The 5,763-nt window shown below is 71.6% G+C and carries 6 protein-coding genes; 3 read left to right on the top strand and 3 right to left on the bottom strand.

Annotated features, from left to right (window positions below; genetic code table 11):
• Window positions 1-24: 24 nt before the first annotated feature.
• Window positions 25-1,896, bottom strand: coding sequence for a translation elongation factor 4 (lepA, locus tag ABD308_RS21160; protein WP_344337527.1), 1,872 nt, complete (start codon window positions 1,894-1,896; stop codon window positions 25-27).
• 272 nt (window positions 1,897-2,168) lie between these two features.
• Between lepA and rpsT the strand changes: the two genes are divergently transcribed.
• Window positions 2,169-2,438, top strand: a complete 270-nt coding sequence (gene rpsT / locus ABD308_RS21155; RefSeq protein WP_344337526.1) for a 30S ribosomal protein S20 — start codon at window positions 2,169-2,171, stop codon at window positions 2,436-2,438.
• A 257-nt stretch (window positions 2,439-2,695) separates the two neighbouring features.
• Here the strand turns inward: rpsT and ABD308_RS21150 are convergent, their stop codons facing one another.
• Entirely contained in the window at window positions 2,696-3,211 is a 516-nt protein-coding gene (locus ABD308_RS21150) for an Rv1352/Rv1906c domain-containing protein (protein ID WP_344337525.1), read from the bottom strand.
• 309 nt (window positions 3,212-3,520) lie between these two features.
• Between ABD308_RS21150 and ABD308_RS21145 the strand changes: the two genes are divergently transcribed.
• Window positions 3,521-4,198 (top strand): hypothetical protein, encoded by a 678-nt coding sequence (locus tag ABD308_RS21145; protein WP_344337523.1) that lies wholly within the window; start codon window positions 3,521-3,523, stop codon window positions 4,196-4,198.
• Between the two features lie 33 nt (window positions 4,199-4,231).
• Here the strand turns inward: ABD308_RS21145 and holA are convergent, their stop codons facing one another.
• A complete protein-coding gene (gene holA / locus ABD308_RS21140; protein WP_344337521.1) occupies window positions 4,232-5,233 on the bottom strand; it encodes a DNA polymerase III subunit delta in 1,002 nt (333 codons plus the stop codon).
• 54 nt (window positions 5,234-5,287) lie between these two features.
• Here holA and ABD308_RS21135 point away from each other — a divergent pair, with 54 nt between their 5' ends.
• On the top strand, window positions 5,288-5,581 hold the full coding sequence (locus tag ABD308_RS21135) for a hypothetical protein (RefSeq protein WP_344337519.1): 294 nt from the start codon (window positions 5,288-5,290) through the stop codon (window positions 5,579-5,581).
• Window positions 5,582-5,763: the final 182 nt, after the last annotated feature.

Genomic DNA, 5,763 nt, shown 5'->3' with positions numbered 1-5,763 from the left:
GTGGTTCCGTCCTGCTCCGGGGAGCTACTTCTTCTCGCCCTTGGGGGCCTCGGAGTCGGTGGACAGCGCGGCGATGAAGGCCTCCTGCGGGACCTCGACCCGGCCGACCATCTTCATCCGCTTCTTGCCCTCCTTCTGCTTCTCCAGCAGCTTCCGCTTGCGGGAGATGTCACCGCCGTAGCACTTGGCGAGGACGTCCTTGCGGATCGCGCGGACCGTCTCGCGGGCGATCACGCGCGAGCCGATCGCGGCCTGGATCGGCACCTCGAACTGCTGGCGGGGGATCAGCTTCTGCAGCTTGCCGGCCATCATCACGCCGTAGCTGTACGCCTTGTCCTTGTGCACGATCGCGGAGAAGGCGTCCACCGCGTCGCCGTGCAGCAGGATGTCGACCTTCACCAGGCTCGCGGTCTGCTCGCCGATGGGCTCGTAGTCGAGCGAGGCGTAGCCGCGGGTCTTGGACTTCAGCTGGTCGAAGAAGTCGAAGACGATCTCGGCGAGCGGCAGGGTGTAGCGCAGCTCGACGCGGTCCTCGGACAGGTAGTCCATGCCCTGGAGGCTGCCGCGGCGGGACTGGCACAGCTCCATGATCGCGCCGACGAACTCGTTCGGCGCCAGGATGGTGCCGCGCACGACCGGCTCGTACACCTCGGCGATCTTGCCGGTGGGGAACTCGCTCGGGTTGGTGACGGTGTGCTCGGTGCCGTCCTCCATGATCACCCGGTAGACCACGTTCGGGGCGGTGGAGATCAGGTCGAGGTTGAACTCGCGCTCCAGGCGCTCCCGGATGATCTCCAGGTGCAGCAGGCCGAGGAAGCCGCAGCGGTAGCCGAAGCCGAGCGCCACCGACGTCTCCGGCTCGTACACCAGGGCCGCGTCGTTCAGCCGCAGCTTGTCCAGCGCGTCGCGCAGCAGCGGGTAGTCCGAGCCGTCCAGCGGGTACAGGCCGGAGAACACCATCGGGCGCGGGTCCTTGTAACCGCCCAGCGCCTCGGTGGCGCCCTTGTGCTGCGAGGTGATGGTGTCACCGACCTTGGACTGCCGGACGTCCTTCACACCGGTGATGATGTAGCCCACCTCGCCGACGCCCAGGCCGTCCGCGACCTTCGGCTCCGGCGAGATGACGCCGATCTCCAGCAGCTCGTGGGTCGCGCCGGTGGACATCATGGCGATGCGCTCGCGCTTGGTCAGCTGGCCGTCGACCACACGGACGTAGGTGACCACGCCGCGGTAGGCGTCGTACACCGAGTCGAAGATCATCGCGCGCGCCGGGGCGTCCGCGACGCCGACCGGGGCCGGGACGGTGTTGACGATGTGGTCCAGCAGGTCCTCGACGCCCAGACCGGTCTTGGCGCTGACCTTCAGGACGTCGCCCGGGTCGCAGCCGATGATGTGCGCGATCTCCTCGGCGTACTTCTCCGGCTGGGCGGCCGGCAGGTCGATCTTGTTCAGCACCGGGACGATGGTGAGGTCGTTCTCCAGCGCCAGGTAGAGGTTGGCGAGGGTCTGCGCCTCGATGCCCTGGGCCGCGTCGACGACCAGGACGGTGCCCTCGCAGGCCGCGAGGGAACGGGACACCTCGTACGTGAAGTCCACGTGGCCCGGGGTGTCGATCATGTTGAGGATGTGCGTGCCGCCGGTGTGCGGGCCGGTCTTCGGCGCCCAGGGGAGACGGACGGCCTGCGACTTGATGGTGATGCCGCGCTCGCGCTCGATGTCCATCCGGTCGAGGTACTGGGCGCGCATCTGCCGCGGATCCACCACACCGGTGATCTGCAGCATCCGGTCGGCGAGCGTCGACTTGCCGTGGTCGATGTGGGCGATGATGCAGAAGTTGCGGATCAGCGCCGGGTCGGTACGGCTGGGCTCTGGCACATTGCTGGGGGTCGCGGGCACCTTGGTCCGATTCTCCGTTGGTCCGGGGGCCGGGGGTGTCCGGATCATCGCTGACCGGCTTCCCGGGCGACCGGACGGTCGTCCGATCGAGATAGTTCCTCCCATCTTCCCACCTCCCGCGAGCGGGCCGCGCGCCAGCGCCCGGTTTGGGCCGGGCCCGGCGCCCCTGGTAGCGTGGGGCGCTGCACCTGGCATCGGCATGCCCTCTCAGCTGGTCCGACAGCCGCACGGTGCAGCCCGTTCCAACCGATGACACAGACTGAGGCTCTTTCGTGGCGAACATCAAGTCCCAGATCAAGCGCAACAAGACCAACGAGAAGGCGCGCCTGCGCAACAAGGCCGTCAAGTCCTCGCTGAAGACCGCCCTGCGCAAGGCCCGTGAGGCCGCTGCCGCCGGCGAGACCGAGAAGGCCACCCAGCTGGCCCGCGCCGCCTCCAAGGCGCTGGACAAGGCCGTGAGCAAGGGCGTCATCCACGCCAACCAGGCCGCCAACAAGAAGTCGGCCATCACCAAGCGCGTCAACGCCGCCGCCCAGGCCTGACGCCCCGGGGCCGCCTCGACGGCCCCCAACCCCTCGGGACGACCCGGCCCTCTACCCGGAGACCCGAGGCGCGCAGCACACTTCGCACCGCACGCGGCCTGCGTTCGCCACGCGGGTGCGGTGCACCGAGATTGACCGGAAGTGCCTGCTCATCGGCCTTCCCACTACTGCCCGACCGGTCCCCACCGGTCGGGCAGTACGCGTTTCCGGCGGGTGCGCGCGGGTGCCGCGTGTCGCCGCGTGTCTCCGTGCGGTGCTCAGCCGATCTTCGTCCAGCTCTGGCAGCCCTGCGTCTTGAAGACGACGTCGGACTTCTTGATGGTGACGACGCCCTGCCCCATCAGGTTCTCGTTGGCGATGACCGAGTCGAGATCGCCGTCGGCGGACCGGGCGCGCTCCCAGTAGCACATGCCGCCCGAGCGGCCGCCCGGACCGGCCGTGCGGTAGGTGCCGGGCCGGATGTCGGTGCCGACCAGGAAGGTGCCGCTGCCGTCGATCGTGTCGGCCGGCCCGGCGGGCGCGGTTTCGGCGGGCGGGGTGGTCACGGCCGGCGGCGCGGTCACCGTCGCCGTGACGGTCACGGTGACCGTCGGGGCCGGTGGCGCGGACGGCACCGGCGGCGCCGGAGCGGTGACCGTCGCGGCGACGGTCTGTGTGACCGCGGGCTGCGGAACCGGGCCCGCCCCGGTCACCGTCCCCGAACCGCTGGAGCAGGCCGTCAACCCGGCCAGCAGTCCGGCCGCCGTAACGATCGTGATGGTGCGTGTACGCAAGGTCCCCCCTGGGACCTGTGGCCGATGAGGGCCCGACCCTACCGGCCGGGCGGACCGCCTCAGCGCTTGTCCCGCCCTCCGGTACGACCGGTAGGGTCCCGGGTGACCGGCACCCGCGTCGAGGGCCCGAGGGGGCACACATTGGGGACACCGCCGCCATCGCCACCGTCATCGCCACCACCGCCGCCGAGCGGTCCCGGCTTCGCCGGCTTCCCGCAGCAGCCGCGGCCCTCGGCGCCGAACAGTCGTCCCGGTTTCGGGCCGCCGCCCGACCTTCCCCGCGCGCCGGGTGTGCCCGGCGCACCCGGTGTGCCCGGCGCTCCTGCCTCGGGTGGCGGGGGCGGCGGGCTGCGGCGCAACGCGGTCTGGGCGTTCGTCGGCGCGATCCTCGCCTCGGTGGTCTGGACCGGCACCGTCGTGGTGGTCCCCGGCATCGTCGGGGGCGAGTCGTCCGCGAAGAGCCTCGGCGGCTACCACGCCGTCGACCGGATCTGCGACGCGGGCAAGCTCACCGCGTTCCGCGGCAAGTACAAGATGGTGGACAACTACCCGCTGGAGCACGCGGGTCGTAGCGACTCCATGGACGTCATGCGCTGCTACGCGCTGATGAAGCGCACGCCCGAGGGCAGCGAGACCCCCGAGTACGCCACCCTCGACATCCGGGTCGAGCTGCACAAGGCCGTCGACTCCGTCCCCGAGTTCGCCGCCGTGCGGCACTACTTCGAGCAGCAGAAGTACGAGATCACCGACGCTCCGGGCCTCGGCGAGGAGGCCTACTTCGCCTACGGCGACGAGCCGACCAGCTCGGACAAGACCTTCCACGACATCAACTACCACCTGCAGGTCCGCGACGGCGGCATGACGTACTCGCTGTACTGGACGGACAACTACCAGACCGGCGAGAACCACACGCTGGACCGCGAGACCGTCCGCAAGGCCATGCTCGACGACACCCGGGACATGCTCAAGGCGATCGGCGGCCCGTAACGGCGTCCCCCGTAACGGCCGGGCGGGCGCGGGTCAGTACGACGGCGTCCGGGAACCGGCCCGGGCGGCCCTCGCCACGGCGACCACGGCCCGTTCCAGCGCGAAGGCCGGGTCGTCGGAACCGCCCTTGACGGCGGCGTCCGCCTGCGCGATCGCGGTGAGGGCGGTGGCCACGGCGTCGCCCGTCCAGCCGCGCATCTGCTGGCGGACCCGCTCGACCTTCCACGGCGGCATGCCCAGCTCGCGCGCCAGGTCCGCCGGGCGCATGTTCCGCCCGGTGGTCGCCAGCCGGCCGATGCTGCGCACGCCGGAGGCCAGCGCGTAGGTGATGCCGGTCGGCGGCTGGCCGACCGCGAGCGCCCAACGCAGCCGCTCCAGCGCCTCGGCGGCCCGGCCGGTGACCGCCAGGTCCGCCACCTCGAAGCCGGTCGCCTCGGCCCGGCCGCTGTAGTAGCGGGCCACCACGGTCTCGTCGATGGCGCCCTCGACATCGGAGGTGAGCTGGCTGCACGCGGCCGCCAGCTCGCGCAGGTCGCTGCCGAGCGCGTCCAGCAGGGCCTGGCAGGCCTCGGGCGTCGCCGAGCGGCCGAGCGTACGGAACTCGCCGCGGACGAAGGCCAGCCGCTCGCTCGCCTTGGCGAGCTTGGCGCAGGCCACCTCGCGGCCGCCGGCCTTCCGGCCCGCGTCCAGCAGGCCCTTGCCCTTGGCACCGCCCGCGTGCACCAGGACCATGATCACTTCATCGGCGGGGGCCTCGATGTACGCCTTGACCTCCTTGACGGAGTCGGCGGAGAGGTCCTGGGCGGCCCTGACCACGATGACCTTGCGTTCGGCGAAGAGCGACGGGGTGGTCAGCTCGGCCAGGCTTCCCGGCTGCAGGCCGCCCGGCGGGAGGTCCCGCACATCGGTGTCCGGGTCGGCCGCCTTCGCCGCGGCCACCACCTGGGCGACGGCGCGGTCCAGCAGCAGCTCCTCCTGGCCGACCGCGAGGGTCAGCGGGGCGAGCAGGTCGTCGGGTGCACTCTTCCTGGCCATCGCCTACCAGCATCCCACGGGGGACGGACAGCTCCGTCCCTGGAGAATGGACGGGTGACCGAAGACCCCACCACCGATCTGCCGGACGGCTTCGACCCGTACGCCCGGCAGCTGCTCGTCCTGCCCGACCGCGACGCCGCCGAGGAGGCCGCGGAGGAGCTCGGCGCGGACCACCCCGACCTGGGCGAGCTCGAAATCGTCCGCGACGCCCTCGCCGGCGAGGACGACGCCGAGGACGCCCAGTGGCTGGTCGTCGCCGAGCCCCCCGAGACCGGCTGGACACCCGCCCTCCTCCACACCCTCGACACCGTCGCCACCTCCCACGAAGGCTGGCGCGAGGAGGGCTGACCCCTGGAGTGGGAAGTCGGCTCGGCCGACTTCCCACTCCGGCCGAAGGGCCGCACGTCCCGCGCTCGCGCCGCGCTCCGGGCTCGCCCGGAGCTCGGCGTCGCTCTCTCCCTTCGCCTCGCCCGCTGGAGCGGCTCCCTTCCCCGCTCCCGGGTGCTTGCCCGGCCCCGAGCACCCCGCTC

The sequence above is a fragment of the Kitasatospora putterlickiae genome (assembly GCF_039527695.1).
In the GTDB taxonomy this organism is placed as follows: domain Bacteria; phylum Actinomycetota; class Actinomycetes; order Streptomycetales; family Streptomycetaceae; genus Kitasatospora; species Kitasatospora putterlickiae.
Note: the sequence above shows the minus strand (reverse complement) of the source record. Positions and strands in the feature narration are given on the sequence as shown.

What these genes read in the sequence shown, in the direction of transcription:
- holA (WP_344337521.1), bottom strand. Translation starts at nt 5,233, where the DNA reads ATGGCCAGGAAGAGTGCACCCGACGACCTGCTCGCCCCGCTGACCCTC.